Origin of the sequence: Pseudomonas lutea, assembly GCF_000759445.1 — a bacterium.
GTDB classification, from domain to species: domain Bacteria; phylum Pseudomonadota; class Gammaproteobacteria; order Pseudomonadales; family Pseudomonadaceae; genus Aquipseudomonas; species Aquipseudomonas lutea.
On record NZ_JRMB01000001.1, the window covers coordinates 1,867,451 to 1,881,085 of the forward strand.

Below are 13,635 nucleotides of genomic sequence, written 5' to 3' on the forward strand. Positions count from 1 at the left end.
AATATTGACACACGATCAATAGCTCTATTACGTCTTATACGTGAACTGACATCAGATCAGCACAAACCAAACGATCGAATTCAATAATAAATGACAAAGGAAATCTCATGAACAATGACATTTACACCCCTACTGTTATTCGTAACCCCTTCGGTTCCGAACTGGATCCCTCATTAATGCCTCCCGATATCAAGGGAGCATTTCATGACTCGGACGATTTTGGCTTGGTACCCATTAGTATGCTAACCGCACCCATCGTCATCGATTTTGTAGTGTGGGACGGCGCCCGTCCGGGTTATACGTATCAATTGGTTTACGATACAAAAACCACAGGCTCCTTGAAGGTAATTAGCGACGACGCCATTGCTGGCGATCCAATCACACTGGAAATTGAAACCCAGCTCCTGTCGCGCGAGGGGGAGCATACCGTCGCGTACGAGGTGACCAATCCGGCAAACCAAGTGTCCAAAACATCACCGGCCTTTACGCTGATCATTGATAAAACCCCGCCGGGTGCACCTGAATTGGCGTCGATCCAATTCCCGAAAGAGATCGAAGGTGGATTGACCTCTGCGGAATTGGCCGCGTTGGGCGGTGTGCTGCCCGCCCACGTGGCCGGGTACACGGGTATGGCAAAGCACGACCTGATTAAAACCTATTGGGGTGACATCCCTGGCCCAGAGGCAGTGGTGAATGAAAGCGACGTGGGACTGGATGAGGTAAAACTGGAGTTTTCTCGCGAGTTTCTGGACTCAATAGGCGAAGAGCCTCACGTTGTTAAGTACCAAGTATTTGATAGAGCGGGAAATCCATCAATGCTCTCGAACCCTGCCACCGTCGTGCTCAAACTTAGAGACGCGCCCACCGACTTCCCCGCCCCTATTATTGATGAAGGTGTTGGCAGTCTGATCGATTTCAACGAGGCTCAAACAGGTATACGCGTTGATATCCCTCATTATCCGGACGCCAGTGCCTTTGATAGCATCAGGCTGTATTGGGGAGAGACCCGAATGACGTCGGTAGAAATCTCGCCTGGCGATGAATCAAACGATATTGTTTTATCGCTAAGGGTTCCGTTCAAGACCATTGAGACCTTCCCGGAAGGGATGGTTCAAGTGAGCTACGAAGTCTGGCGAGCGGATCAGATTGTGGGCAGTTCGCTGGCCAGTATGATCGAGGTATTTCTGACACGACCGGTTGTGGCGCCGATTAGCGCCATTGTAGTAAAAGGGACAAGCGTATCCGGACCCAATATTGAAGATAACTTTATTGACGAAGACGACTACGAGCTCAGTGCACGCGGCCTCATCAAATGGAATATGGACCTCCAAAATGGAGACGATATCGATCTTCACTGGGGTGATCAAGTTGAAGCCCAGTGGTACCAGATCAAAGCCAGCGACGTCACCGCAGCCCGCGAACTGAATATTCCAATTTCCAATGAAATCATCAAAGCTCAAGGCACGGGCGCCGAGATCCCTGTCAGTTTTAAAATCTCTCGCTTCGGCAATCCAAACGCCACATCCAGTCCAGTGCAACTTGTAGTCGTCAGATCTAAAGAAGAACTACCCGGAGGTCCAGATGGGCTCGAGGGACCCACGTTTAATCTGACCACGACTGGCGTCCTGGGGCCTAACGAAAACCCTGATGGCGCTGACGTAACCATCCCGCCTTATGTGAATATCTCACGTGATCAATTGGTAACGCTCACGTTCAAAGGCTTCGACGATTTTAACAATCCCATCGACGCTGCGAGTTTCACGGCATCACGACGAATCGATGATGACGACATTGCCAATGGCTATGTCTTTACGGTACCTCATCGAAACGTACGAACCATTTGTACTGGCTTCGCCGAAGCAACTTTCAAAGTTGAGCCGAGTGAAGGCAGCAATCAAAGTCCCGCCAACTCGAAAACCACCCGGGTCATCGTAAATATGTTGGATCCGGCTGAGATAACCTGCTCACTCTAACTTTGAACCGCGGGCCACGTTGGCCCGCGCTCTTTGTATCGCCATAATAAAGGATTAACAAAATGGCCAACATGATTTCCAGTGAAACACTAACAAATCTAGTCGCGCCCGCTGTACCCGGCGCACTTCCAGACGGGCTGCTGACAACGAGCCAGCTCGCTGGCCCAGTCCCGGTTCAGTTTGAAGTATGGAATGGCGCTCGCCCCGGATACACTTGTCAGCTGCTGTGGGACGATGAGCGTATTGGTTCCCTGATGACGTTAGATAGCGAAGTTCCAGGCGACCTGCTCACTCTTGAAATCCCTCAAGCTTATCTGGTCGAAGGCAACCATCGCCTGGCTTACGAAATCATGAACCCGATCAATATGCGGTATGACCGGTCCGACGCTATCACAATCCAAATCGACCAAACCGCCCCCGGCGCCCCGCAACTCGGCCCCATCATCTTCCCGGACGCCATTCAAAACACCCTGACCTCCTCCGAGCTGGAAGACCTGGGCAACTCGCTCCCCGGCAAGATCGCCGGCTACACCGGCATGGCCGCGGGTGACGAAATCCATACCTACTGGGGCGCGGCCGAAGGGCCGATGACGGTTGTCGATGCAGACGACATGGGCCTGAACCGGGTCATGGTGGACTTCACCCGTGCATTTCTGGAGCAGGCCGACGGGCAAAGCTCAGCCGTGACCTACACCGTGACGGACCGCGCGGGCAATGTGTCTATGGTGTCCGAGCCGGTGATGATCGACCTGCAACTGTCGGTGCTGACACCTTTGCCCGACCCGGTGATCCTCGAAGCCAACGGCCATATCCTGGACCCGGCCAATGCCTCGAACGGCGCTACGCTGGTGATCGGTGCATCGGCTAATCTGCGCGAAGGCGAAATCGTGACTGCACGGTGGAAAGGCCCCAAGAGCAACGAAAGCCAGGAAAAACTCATTTCTGCCACCGACGCCGGCAAGGCGTTCGCCCTCGTGTTCTCCAACAGCGTGGTAGTGGCCAACGACGGCCAGAACGTCGTGGTCACCTACAGCGTGACGCGCGCCAGCGGGACCGTGCAGGAATCGGCCCGGCTTGACCTGAAGATCATGAGCGCGGCACTGGTGTTGCCGGCGCCCACCGTGGACTCCGTGGGGCCGGACGGCGTTCTGCGTCCCTCTCTGATCGCAGGTCCCGATGCGGTGGTGCGCGTTAGCTATCGCGCCATGGAGCAACAAGACCTCGTGCGCGTGCGCTGGGTGGGCGAGCAGACGTTTGAAACCAATGTCACGCCTGTTGGCGATCTGTCCGAACTGGTGTTCGGCGTACCGAAAGCTGTCATTGAGGCAGATACGGGCGGCACTGCCACGTTGACGTACATCGTCACTCGCAACGGAACCGACATGGCGTCTGAGCCGCTTGAGTTGTCGATCATCGAAGGCATGGTGTTCGACACCTCGCCGGTCACGCTGGCCGGCAAGGTTTACCTTGTCCCGGGTTATCCGGGCCTGCTGCCGGCGGCGTTCCCGAGCGGTACCACGGTGCTCCGCCCGGCCAGTGGCGGTCGTCCTCCTTATACGTATTCCAGCAGCGACCTCAAGGTGGCGGTCGTCGATGCCTCCGGTCTCACGTCGGTACGCGGCAACGGCGTGGCGACGATCACGGTCATCGATGCTGCGGGCGAGAAGCAGAGCTATGACGTCTCCGTCACCGGCGTCATCGAATGCCACGGCGTGGGCTCGGGCAATCTCACTCAAGTGTCCAACGCAGCGTCCCGCATCGGTGCGCGGATCCCGAGCATCCACGAGCTGATCGAAATCTACAACGCTTACGGCAACCGCTGGCCGATGGGCAACGCCAACTATTGGTCTTCCACGGTGGCGAAGAACGTATTTGGGGCGAAGTGGTATTACGTCAAGAACCTCAATACCGGCCAGGACTTCAAGTTGCTTCACATCAACAACAGCCTGGGCGTCGCGATTCGCTAATCCACTCTGTTGTCAGGCGGTCAGGCTTGAGCGCCTGACCACACGGCTCAAAGACGTCGTCGCGAGACGGCGTCTTCCGATTACAACGCACCACCCTACGCGCCATCCCTGACGCATCAGCTCGCCAGGCGGCCCGCGATCAGTTCCGCCATCTCCTGCATGCACGCCTCAGCCGTGACACCCGACGATTTCAGCGGTTTGAGGTCGTGGTTGGCGGTCGGCACCCAATGCACGTCGATCTGTTTCGACAGAGAGTACCCTTCGACCATCTCGCGGTTGCCCAGCGCATCTCGCTCGCCCTGCACGATCAGCGTGGGCGTTTGCAGCTCCGCCAGGTGCGCGACGCGCGGCTTCTCCGGTTTACCGGCCGCGTAAAACGGGTAGCCGAGGCAGAACAAGGCGTCGGCCTGCACGTCATCGGCGATCAGGCTGGCCATGCGTCCGCCCATGGATTTGCCACCGATTGCCAAACGCCCGTCAACACCCGAACGCACAGCGGCGTATACCTCACGCCAGCTGTCCAGCAGCCTGGCTTGTGGGTTGGGCGGCCGTTTGCGTCCGTCGATCCGGCGCTGCGCCATGTGCGGGAATTCAAAGCGCAGCACGCCGACGCCCAACGCGGCAAGACGCCCGGCCACGTCATTCATGAAGTCACTGTCCATCGGCGCGCCCGCGCCGTGGGCCAGGATCAACGTGGCCGCCGGGTTCGTCGCCGTCCCGGTGGGCGCGTTCCACAACCAGCCGTGTTGCTCTGCCAATTGAGCGCATGCCTGGGCGTTGTTGCTGACTGAGTGTGCCTTGCTCATGGGGACCTTTTCTCTTGAATCGCTCAATGCCCGGACACCGCGCCGGGCGCTACGGCGGACATTATGGGCCATGGTTCAGGAGGTCGGGGCAATGGCGGGCAACAACGCTGCTCATACTGTCCATGCCGGCGTGCCATGTACTCTGCGACAGCAAGGGTTCAGCTCCCGGCCGTTAGTCTGTCCTGGCACTTCGGCAAGAAGCACCGAACCCTGAGCGCCCCAACCTGCACACAACCGGGCGGTTTCATCGACGGAACATGCTTTTTGTCCGCGCCGGACGATTACCCGTGACGATCGCCGATCTTCTGCCAGCTCGGGCCAAATATTTTTGGGCAGATAAAAGTGACAATGTCAGCGGCTTTTTGTATACAACTTTGCAGTCGAAACGCTCTCAAGATGCTCAGGAACGGCAGGCGGAGAACCGTTTCAGCTATCTCCGGAAATGGTTGATCGCCGCGTCCCGTGCGGGACGCGGCAACTTCACTCCCAGCGCGGCCAAGTGTCGCAGCGGTCGTTTTCAAGCCTTCCCTCCGCGATCAATCGCGTCTAAGCTGTGCCCGCACAGTGGACCGGCGACAGCTAGCCACAGGCCAGGCAATAAGATTGTGCACGGCACCGCAGCCCTCTTGCAGACAAACAGCACAGCACTGTTTTCACCCGCAGGGTTGTATCCAATCCTTCCTACTCACGCGCGCGATCCTGCTCGACCTGTCTTCTCTCTTTCAGACCACTCAGCCAGATACGCCCTGCGCTAAAGCGCCTGTGTGTCTGCGTGTGCTGCGCCCAGCATTGCCTCGCCCTCGCCTTCGCCATTGCGCAGCAGGTCCAGGCGCCGTTGAGGGTGCGGGCGTTACCACTCTTTAATACACACCGTGGGACCTGAAATGAGCACTGCACCGAACCCGACTGCTTATAACTACAAAGTCGTCCGCCAGTTCGCCATCATGACGGTGGTCTGGGGCATCATCGGCATGGGCCTGGGGGTGTTCATCGCCTCGCAACTGGTGTGGCCTGATCTGAACTTCGGTCTGCCGTGGACCACCTTCGGCCGGCTGCGCCCTCTGCACACCAATTTGGTGATTTTCGCGTTCGGCGGCTGCGCGCTGTTCGGCACCTCCTACTACGTGGTCCAGCGAACCTGCCAGACGCGGCTGATTTCCGACGGTATGGCCGCGTTTCACTTCTGGGGCTGGCAAGCGGTGATCATCGGCGCCATCGTCACCTTGCCGATGGGCTACACCACCACCAAGGAATACGCCGAACTCGAATGGCCGATCGCGATCCTGCTGGCGATCGTCTGGATCACCTACGGCATCGTGTTTTTCGGCACCATCGTCAACCGCAAGACCAAACACATTTATGTCGCCAACTGGTTTTATGGCGCCTTCATCGTGGTCACGGCGATGCTGCACATCGTCAATCACATCGCGCTGCCGGTGAGCCTGTTCAAGTCGTATTCGGCGTACGCCGGTGCCACGGACGCCATGATCCAGTGGTGGTACGGGCACAACGCCGTGGGATTTTTTCTCACCACCGGGTTTCTCGGGATGATGTATTACTTCGTGCCAAAGCAGGCCGAACGCCCGATTTACTCCTATCGCCTGTCGATCGTGCACTTCTGGGCCTTGATCACCCTGTACATCTGGGCCGGGCCGCATCACTTGCACTACACGGCGCTGCCGGACTGGGCGCAGTCGCTGGGCATGGTGATGTCGATCGTCCTTCTGGTGCCCAGCTGGGGCGGCATGATCAACGGCATGATGACCTTATCCGGCGCGTGGCATAAATTGCGCACCGACCCGATCCTGCGCTTTCTCGTGCTGTCGCTGGCGTTCTACGGCATGTCGACGTTCGAGGGGCCGATGATGGCCATCAAAACCGTCAACTCCCTTTCCCACTACACCGACTGGACCATCGGCCATGTTCACGCCGGCGCGCTGGGCTGGGTGGCAATGATCTCCATCGGCGCGGTTTACCACATGATCCCCCGGCTTTACGGCCGTGCGCAGATGCACAGCGTGGCGCTGATCAATACCCACTTCTGGCTGGCCACCCTCGGCACCGTGCTCTACATCACCTCGATGTGGGTCAACGGCATCACTCAGGGCTTGATGTGGCGTGCAATCAATGACGACGGCACGCTGACCTATTCATTCGTCGAGGCGCTGCAGGCCAGTCATCCCGGTTACATCGTGCGCGCGCTGGGCGGGGCGATTTTCGCCAGTGGGATGCTGTTCATGGCCTACAACGTGTTCCGCACGATTCGCGCAGCGGATAGGGATGAGGCGCAAGTGGCCGCACAGATCGCTGTCGTGGGGGCGCACTGATGATCAAACACGAAGCACTCGAGAAGAACATCGGCCTGCTGTCGATCTTCATGGTCCTTGCCGTTGCCATTGGCGGGCTGACGCAAATCGTCCCGTTGTTTTTTCAGGACGTCACCACTCAGCCGGTCGAGGGCATGACGCCACGGCCTGCGCTGGAGCTCGAAGGCCGCGACGTTTATATGGCCAATGGTTGCGTGGGCTGCCATTCCCAGATGATCCGGCCATTGCGCGCCGAAACCGAACGTTACGGGCATTACTCGGTGGCGGGTGAAAGTGTCTGGGATCACCCGTTTCTGTGGGGTTCCAAACGTACCGGGCCGGACCTTGCGCGGGTGGGCGGTCGTTATTCGGATGACTGGCACCGCGCGCACTTGTACAACCCGCGCGACCTGGTGCCGGAGTCGATCATGCCGGCTTACCCCTTCCTCGCCGAAACGCCGCTCGACGGCGAGCAGACCGCGAAGAAGATGCAAGTGCTGCGCAGCCTCGGCGTGCCCTACACCGATGCCGACATCGCCGGTGCCGCGCAAGCGGTGAAAGGCAAGACCGAAATGGATGCGCTGGTGGCCTACCTGCAGGGCCTGGGCACCCTCATCAAGAGCAAACGGTGATCGCCGTGGACATGGGAACGATTAGAGGTCTGGGCACTGTTGTAGTGATGGTGGCCTTCATCGGCCTGGCGTTATGGGTGTACAGCCCGCGTCGCAAGGCTGAATTCGACGATGCCAGGCTGCTGCCGTTTGCCGATGAGCCTCATGCGCCCCACCCGCTCAACCGCAATGAGCAGGCGCAGGCCCAGGCCCAGGCCCAGGCGTCGCAACAGACCGCAAGGAGATCAAAGGAATGAGCACCTTCTGGAGCGTGTACGTCACGGTGTTGACGCTGGGTACGATTTTCGCGATGGTCTGGCTGCTGTTTGCCACGCGCAAAGGCCAGCGCGTCGACACCACAGATGAAACCGTCGGCCATGCCTTCGACGGCATCGAGGAGTACGACAACCCGTTGCCCAGGTGGTGGTTTCTGCTGTTCGTGGCCACCCTGATTTTCGCGTTGGGTTATCTTGCGCTGTACCCCGGCCTGGGCAACTGGGCGGGCCTGTTGCCGGGCTATGACTACGCCGACAACGACAAGAAAATCCGGTTTTCCGACGGCGCCACAGGCTGGACCGGCGTGCACGAGTGGGAGAAGGAAATGGCTCAGTCAGAGGCGCGCTTCGGGCCGATCTTCGCCAAATTCGCTGCGATGCCCATTGAGGAAGTGGCCAAGGATCCTCAAGCGCTGAAGATGGGCGGCCGGCTGTTCGCTTCCAACTGCTCGGTGTGCCATGGCTCCGACGCCAGGGGCGCTTACGGTTTCCCCAACCTGACCGACGCCGACTGGCGCTGGGGCGGCGACCCGCAAAGCATCAAAACCAGCATCATGGCGGGCCGCCACGCGGTCATGCCGGCATGGGGCGCAGTGATCGGCGAACAGGGCGTGCGGGACGTGTCGGCGTACGTGTTGGCTCAGCTGGCGGGCCGTGCCCTGCCCGCTGATGCCCAGGCAGACCCGGCCGCGGGGCAGAAGATCTACGCCACGACCTGCAGCGCCTGCCATGGCCCGCAAGGCAAAGGCGTCGCCGCGTTGGGCGCACCTGACCTCACCCACCCGGCCGGATTCATTTACGGGGCCGGCTTTGCGCAGTTGCAGCAGACCATCCAGTTCGGTCGCCAGGGCCAAATGCCCGCCCAGGCGGTGCTGCAAGGCAATGACCGGGTTCATCTGCTGGCGGCGTACGTCTACAGCCTGTCCCACGAAGGCAAACCGGCAGACTCACCGGCAGACACACCGCAATGATCAGCCAGGTGCGAACTTCCTCCCATGCGCCCACCGCTCCAGCGCTGTGCTTTATCTCCATGCTCCGCCGTTATGGGATGCTTCCATGAATGACCGGATTGAGCTGCACAACATTACGCCGCCCACAGATAACAACAGCGACACAGTCGACCTGTATGCGCCGCGGGAAAAGATTTACACCCGCGCCTTCACCGGGCTGTTCCGCAACGTGCGCATGGCGGGCGGCGCGCTGCTGTTCCTGCTGTACTTCGGTACGGTCTGGCTTGAGTGGGGCAACCATCAAGCGGTGTGGTGGAACCTGCCGGAGCGCAAGTTCTACATCTTTGGCGCAACGTTCTGGCCGCAGGATTTCATCCTGCTGTCAGGGATCCTGATCGTCAGCGCCTTCGGCCTGTTCTTCATTACCGTCTGGGCCGGACGCGTCTGGTGCGGCTACACCTGCCCGCAAAGCGTATGGACCTGGGTCTTCATGTGGTGCGAAAAGCTCACCGAGGGCGACCGGCACCAGCGCATCAAACGCGACAAGCTGCCCATGACCGGCAATACCTTCATGCGCAAGGCCGTCAAGCACAGCCTCTGGGTCTTGATCGGGTTGGCGACCGGGCTGACCTTCGTCGGTTACTTCTCGCCGATCCGTGAATTGCTGGGCGACTTCTTCATCGGTCAGGCCGACGGCTGGGCGTATTTCTGGGTGGGCTTTTTCACCCTTGCCACTTATGCCAATGCCGGTTGGCTGCGCGAACAGGTGTGCATCCACATGTGCCCGTACGCGCGATTTCAGAGCGTGATGTTCGACAAGGACACCCTCATCGTCTCCTACGACCCACGACGCGGCGAGCCACGCGGTGCGCGAAAAAAGGACGTGGACTACCCGGCCCAGGGCCTCGGCGACTGCATTGATTGCACGATGTGCGTGCAGGTCTGCCCCACCGGCATCGACATCCGCGACGGCTTGCAGATCGCCTGCATCGGCTGCGCGGCATGCATTGACGCCTGCGACACGGTTATGGACAAAATGAACTACCCGCGCGGGCTGGTCAGCTACACCACCGAGCACGCCCTCGCCGGGCAAGTGACCCGCCGGTTGCGGCCTCGGCTGATCGGCTATGGCGCGGTGCTGCTCATCATGATCGGCCTGCTGACCGTCGCGTTCATGACGCGCCCGCTGGTGGGGCTGGATGTCAGCAAGGACCGCATGCTGTACCGGGAAGGCACCGATGGCCGGATTGAAAACGTGTACAGCGTGAAGATCATCAACAAGGATCAGCTTGACCATACCTACGCACTCGACGCCTCGGGGCTGCCCGGGCTCAAGCTGCAAGGCGGCCAAGCAGTAAAGGTGCCTGCCGGCGAAATCGTCAGCGTGCCGGTGCAACTGTCGGTCGCGCCTGAACAGCTGCCGGCGGGCAGCCAAGAAGTCATTTTTACCCTCAAAAACACCGCAGCTGACCGTTCCAACAGCCGCGACACCGACGTCCACGCCAAGAGCCGTTTCATCGGCCCGTCCACTCGCTGACCGAGGCTGAAGATGAACGCCACCCCCGCAGCAAGTCCCTGGCACCGGCATCTATGGCCGTGGGTGATCATTGGCGTTTTGACCTGCTCAGTGGGGCTGACGCTGGCGATGGTGGCCATTGCCGTGACCCACCCGGATAACCTCGTCACCGATAATTATTATGAGGCCGGAAAAGGCATCAATCGCGCCCTTGACCGCGAACTGTTCGGCCATGCCCTCAAGCTCAGCGCCAGCGTCGGCGTCGGCGTCGGCGTGGATGAGCTGACCGGCGAAGTCGACGTGCGTTTGAGCGGCGCCAGTCAGCCGGAGACACTGGTGCTGAACCTGATCTCACCGACCCAACCGGACAAGGACCGCAAGGTCGTGCTCGCGCGCAATCCTTCCCAGCCAGGGCGTTACGTCGGGCAGTTGAGCGACCGTGTCGAGGGGCGGCGATTCGTTGAATTGCTGGGCGTGGAAAACGGTCGGGTATGGCGTTTGTTCGAGGAAGAAAGAATCACTCCCGGACAGCGCCTGACGCTGGGCGACGAGCCGATTCAAGGCGCGGACAGGCACTGACGTGAAAAACCCGCTCGCTTGCTATCACTGCGCGTTGCCCGTTCCCCCGGGCAGTCGGTTTGTCACGCCGGTACTCGGCCAGGCGCGTGAATTCTGCTGCCCCGGCTGTCAGGCGGTGGCCCATGCCATCGTCGCCGGCGGGCTGGAAAGCTATTACCGGCACCGCAGTGAAGCCTCGACTTCGCCCCAGGCGCTGCCCGTTCCGCCAGCAGACGAACAGGCGCTCTACGACCGCCCCGACGTACAGCAAGCGTTCGTCCACCGTGTCCCTGAGGCGCGCGAACGTACAGGTCCCGGTCGAGCGGAAAAGGCGGCAGGAGCGCCCTTGCCCGCGAATGGCGGTGGGCCAGACGAGTCATCTGCCGCAGACAGACCCCGTTCGCGGGCAAGCGGGCTCCTGCAACGGATCTCCGCCCAGCGTGAAGAAGGTACTGATTGCGGACATGCGACGGTGGCCGAAGTCACGTTGCTGATCGAGGGCATCACCTGCGCCGCGTGCGGCTGGTTGATCGAGCGTCATCTGCGCGGGCTGCCCGCGGTGATCGAGGCGCGGCTGAACCTGTCCAGTCATCGACTGCACCTGCGCTGGGACGACCAGGCATTGTCGTTGAGTCAAGTGCTGAGCGAGGTGCGCAGCATTGGTTACGCCGCTCACCCTTACCGCCCCGACACCGCGACGGAGCAACTGGCCCTGGGCAATCGCCGTAGCCTTCGGCAGTTGGGTGTCGCCGGGCTGCTGTGGTTTCAGGCGATGATGGCGACCATGGCGACCTGGCCCGAATTCAACCTCGACCTCAGCGCGGAGATGCACACCATCCTGCGCTGGGTGGCGATGTTTCTGACGACACCAATCGTCTTTTACAGCTGCGCGCCGTTCTTCGAAGGCGCGCTGCGGGACCTGCGCGCTCGGCATCTGACGATGGACGTTTCAGTGTCGCTGGCGATCGGCGCAGCCTACATCGCCGGGCTGTGGACCGCGGTCACCGGCATCGGCGAGCTGTATTTCGACGCGGTCGGGATGTTCGCGTTGTTCTTGCTCACGGGCCGCTACCTTGAGCGCCGCGCCCGTGAACGCACCAGCGCGGCGACCGCACAACTGGTCAACCTGCTGCCGCCGTCGTGCCTGCGGCTGAACACAGACGGCCAGCCCGAACGCATGCTGATCGATCAACTGCGCCTTCACGATCAGGTGTTGGTGCACCCCGGCGCGCTGGTGCCGGCAGACGGAAGGATTATCGCCGGGAGATCGAACATCGACGAGTCGCTGCTCACCGGCGAATCGATGCCGCAGCCCCGTCAGCTCGGCGACGCTGTCACCGCCGGCACCGCCAACGTGGACAGCGTGCTCACGGTGGAGGTGCTCGCCCTGGGGCCTGACACCCGGCTCTCGGCGGTCGTGCGCCTGCTGGAGCGGGCACAATCGGAGAAGCCGCCGCTGGCGCAGATGGCCGACCGCGCGGCCCATTGGTTTTTGCTGGTTTCGCTGCTGTCGGCAGCGTGTGTCGGCGTGCTTTGGTGGCAGGTCGACGCTGCACGCGCGTTCTGGATTGTGCTGGCCATGCTGGTTGCCACGTGCCCCTGCGCCCTGTCGCTGGCAACGCCGACCGCGCTCACCGCCGCCACGGGCACGCTGCACAAGCGCGGGCTGTTGCTGACCCGTGGCCATGTGCTGGAAGGGCTGAGCAAAATCGACACGGTGATTTTCGACAAGACCGGCACGCTGACTGAAGGCCGCCCTACGCTGCGGGCCATTCACCGTCTGGGCGCGCTGAGCAACGACGACTGCCTGAGCCTGGCGGCCGCACTGGAAAGCCATTCCGAACACCCGATTGCCCGGGCGTTTGGTCGGGCGCCTTTGGCAGCGCACGAGGTTGTTGCGACGCCAGGCCTGGGCCTTCAAGGTTGCGTCAACGGTCGGCACTTACGCATCGGCGAGGCGGCCTTCGTCAGCGCCCTCAGCGGTAGCGCGGTGCCGAAGATGCCAGACGAGCCCGGCCAGTGGTTGCTGCTTGGGGATGACACTCAGCCTCTGGCCTGGCTGGCGCTGGAGGATCGCCTGCGCGATGACGCCGCTGCCCTGGTCAAGGCCTGCCGTCAGCGCGGCTGGCAAACATTACTGCTGTCCGGCGACAGCTCACCTGCGGTGTTCAGTGTCGCGGCGCGACTGAATATTGATAGCGCCCGGGGCAGCCTGACGCCCGATGACAAGCTCGCCGTGCTCCAGCAGCTGCGCGCCGAGGGGCGGACGATTCTGATGATCGGCGACGGGGTCAATGACGTGCCGGTGCTGGCAGCGGCCGACATCAGCGTTGCCGTGGGCTCGGCCACCGATCTGGCCAAGACCCGCGCGGACGCGGTGCTGCTGTCCAATCGGCTGCTTGCAGTGGTGGAGGCCTTTGGCCTGGCCGATCGTACGCGGCGCATCATTGTGGAGAACCTGGCCTGGGCCGGGCTGTACAACGGGCTGGTGCTGCCCTTCGCGGCGCTGGGCTGGGTGACGCCGCTTTGGGCGGCAGCCGGAATGTCGGTCAGTTCGCTGGTGGTGGTGCTCAATGCCCTGCGCCTGACGCGGATCAAGACGGAGACGGCCGATTCAAGCCCTGCCGAATCAAGCCGAGCGGTGTCGGCATGAGCCTGCCAGCGAGTTGGGAG

10 protein-coding genes are annotated in these 13,635 nt (G+C 61.0%); 9 read left to right on the plus strand and 1 reads right to left on the minus strand.

The window, feature by feature from the left end:
* Positions 1-107 precede the first annotated feature (107 nt).
* Together LT42_RS08010 and LT42_RS08015 are read left to right on the plus strand one after the other, a co-directional pair.
* On the plus strand, positions 108-1,973 hold the full coding sequence (locus LT42_RS08010; protein ID WP_208855892.1) for a hypothetical protein: 1,866 nt from the start codon (positions 108-110) through the stop codon (positions 1,971-1,973).
* A gap of 71 nt (positions 1,974-2,044) precedes the next feature.
* Positions 2,045-3,940 (plus strand): hypothetical protein, encoded by a 1,896-nt coding sequence (locus tag LT42_RS08015; RefSeq protein ID WP_037013114.1) that lies wholly within the window; start codon positions 2,045-2,047, stop codon positions 3,938-3,940.
* 116 nt (positions 3,941-4,056) lie between these two features.
* Here the strand turns inward: LT42_RS08015 and LT42_RS08020 are convergent, their stop codons facing one another.
* Positions 4,057-4,746, minus strand: coding sequence for an alpha/beta family hydrolase (locus LT42_RS08020; protein WP_037011396.1), 690 nt, complete (start codon positions 4,744-4,746; stop codon positions 4,057-4,059).
* 884 nt (positions 4,747-5,630) lie between these two features.
* On the opposite strand from LT42_RS08020, the gene ccoN reads away from it, so the two are divergent.
* The 7 genes from ccoN (at position 5,631) to LT42_RS08055 (ending at position 13,615) form a co-directional block, all read left to right on the plus strand.
* Entirely contained in the window at positions 5,631-7,073 is a 1,443-nt protein-coding gene (ccoN, locus tag LT42_RS08025) for a cytochrome-c oxidase, cbb3-type subunit I (protein ID WP_037011397.1), read from the plus strand.
* A complete protein-coding gene (gene ccoO / locus LT42_RS08030) occupies positions 7,073-7,684 on the plus strand; it encodes a cytochrome-c oxidase, cbb3-type subunit II (protein WP_162835393.1) in 612 nt (203 codons plus the stop codon). Before ccoN ends, ccoO begins: the two co-directional genes overlap by 1 nt.
* 5 nt (positions 7,685-7,689) lie before the next feature.
* Entirely contained in the window at positions 7,690-7,920 is a 231-nt protein-coding gene (locus LT42_RS08035; RefSeq protein WP_037013117.1) for a CcoQ/FixQ family Cbb3-type cytochrome c oxidase assembly chaperone, read from the plus strand.
* The gene (gene ccoP / locus LT42_RS08040; RefSeq protein WP_037011399.1) at positions 7,917-8,909 is read left to right on the plus strand and encodes a cytochrome-c oxidase, cbb3-type subunit III; all 993 of its coding nucleotides are present in this window, start codon (positions 7,917-7,919) and stop codon (positions 8,907-8,909) included. Before LT42_RS08035 ends, ccoP begins: the two co-directional genes overlap by 4 nt.
* A gap of 85 nt (positions 8,910-8,994) precedes the next feature.
* A complete protein-coding gene (gene ccoG / locus LT42_RS08045; protein WP_037011402.1) occupies positions 8,995-10,425 on the plus strand; it encodes a cytochrome c oxidase accessory protein CcoG in 1,431 nt (476 codons plus the stop codon).
* A 12-nt stretch (positions 10,426-10,437) separates the two neighbouring features.
* A complete protein-coding gene (locus LT42_RS08050; RefSeq protein WP_037011405.1) occupies positions 10,438-10,983 on the plus strand; it encodes a FixH family protein in 546 nt (181 codons plus the stop codon).
* Between the two features lies 1 nt (position 10,984).
* Positions 10,985-13,615 (plus strand): heavy metal translocating P-type ATPase, encoded by a 2,631-nt coding sequence (locus tag LT42_RS08055; protein ID WP_052075186.1) that lies wholly within the window; start codon positions 10,985-10,987, stop codon positions 13,613-13,615.
* Positions 13,616-13,635: the final 20 nt, after the last annotated feature.

What these genes read in the sequence shown, in the direction of transcription:
- LT42_RS08010 (WP_208855892.1), top strand. Translation starts at nt 108, where the DNA reads ATGAACAATGACATTTACACCCCTACTGTTATTCGTAACCCCTTCGGT.
- LT42_RS08015 (WP_037013114.1), top strand. Translation starts at nt 2,045, where the DNA reads ATGATTTCCAGTGAAACACTAACAAATCTAGTCGCGCCCGCTGTACCC.
- LT42_RS08020 (WP_037011396.1), bottom strand. Translation starts at nt 4,746, where the DNA reads ATGAGCAAGGCACACTCAGTCAGCAACAACGCCCAGGCATGCGCTCAA.
- ccoN (WP_037011397.1), top strand. Translation starts at nt 5,631, where the DNA reads ATGAGCACTGCACCGAACCCGACTGCTTATAACTACAAAGTCGTCCGC.
- ccoO (WP_162835393.1), top strand. Translation starts at nt 7,073, where the DNA reads ATGATCAAACACGAAGCACTCGAGAAGAACATCGGCCTGCTGTCGATC.
- ccoP (WP_037011399.1), top strand. Translation starts at nt 7,917, where the DNA reads ATGAGCACCTTCTGGAGCGTGTACGTCACGGTGTTGACGCTGGGTACG.
- ccoG (WP_037011402.1), top strand. Translation starts at nt 8,995, where the DNA reads ATGAATGACCGGATTGAGCTGCACAACATTACGCCGCCCACAGATAAC.
- LT42_RS08050 (WP_037011405.1), top strand. Translation starts at nt 10,438, where the DNA reads ATGAACGCCACCCCCGCAGCAAGTCCCTGGCACCGGCATCTATGGCCG.